We start from the raw sequence: 1,082 nt of genomic DNA, 5'->3' as shown, positions 1-1,082 counted from the left end.
CCCTGCCACCCGGCGGCGTACTGCCCGCGGGCGGTGGTCTCGTCGAGCGGCTCCACGAGTTTGGTCGCGGAGAGGACCTTGATCTTCTCGTTCTGCAGCTGGCGGGGTTCGAAGCTGATGGGTTCCTCCATCGCGGTGAGCGCGAGGAGTTGCAGCAGATGGTTCTGGATCACATCGCGGGCGGCGCCGATGCCGTCGTAGTAGCCGGCACGGCCGCCGAGGCCGATGTCCTCGGCCATCGTGATCTGTACGTGGTCGACGTAGTTGGCGTTCCAGATCGGATCGAACAACTGGTTGGCGAAGCGCAGCGCCAGAATGTTCTGGACCGTCTCCTTGCCGAGATAGTGGTCGATCCGGAATACCGTCTCCTCCGGGAACACCCGGTTGACCAGTGCGTTGAGTTCGCGGGCACTGTCCAGGTCGTGACCGAACGGTTTCTCGATCACCACCCGTCGCCAGGGCGCCCGGCCCTCGATAGCGGCGGTATTGGTGAGTTTGTGGCGGTGCAGTTGATCGAGCACCACCGGGAAGGTGTTCGGGGGAATCGACAGGTAGAAGGCGTGATTGCCGCCGGTGCCGCGTTCGTCGTCGAGCCGGGCGAGGGTATCGGCGAGGCGGGCGAAGGCCTCGTCGTCCTCGAAGGTGCCCTGGACGAAACGGAATCCCTCGGCCAGATGGTCCCAGACCTCCTGGCGGAACGGGGTCCGGGCGTGGGCCCGGACCGCGTCGTGGACGATCTCGCCGAAATCCCGGTCCGACATCTCGCGGCGGGCGAACCCGACCAGGGCGAAACCGGGGGGAAGCAGCCCCCGGTTCGCCAGGTCGTAGATGGCCGGCATGAGTTTGCGCCGGGAGAGATCTCCGGTGACACCGAAGATCACCATGCTGCACGGTCCCGCGATACGCGGTATCCGTTTGTCCCGGCCGTCCCGTAGCGGATTACGCCACGGGGTGCCGGATGCCGTCTGCGTGCTCTCCGGAGCGCCGGCCATGGGCGTCAGTTACCTCCTGCTGACCGCAGTTCGGCCGTGGTGGCCTCCAGCAGTTCCTCCCAGGACTTCTCGAACTTGTCCACGCCCTCG

The 1,082-nt window shown here is 66.1% G+C and carries 1 protein-coding gene; it reads right to left on the bottom strand.

Going from position 1 to position 1,082, the window contains the following annotated elements; translation table 11 throughout:
- On the bottom strand, window positions 1–992 hold a 992-nt coding region (locus tag ACWDU1_RS32525), incomplete at its 3' end, for a glucose-6-phosphate dehydrogenase (RefSeq protein ID WP_450004247.1).
- Window positions 993–1,082 lie beyond the last annotated feature (90 nt).

It is taken from the genome of Nocardia sp. NPDC003345 (assembly GCF_053589395.1).
The sequence above is the reverse complement of the archived record's forward strand: the minus strand, read 5'-3'. Positions and strand labels throughout refer to the sequence as shown.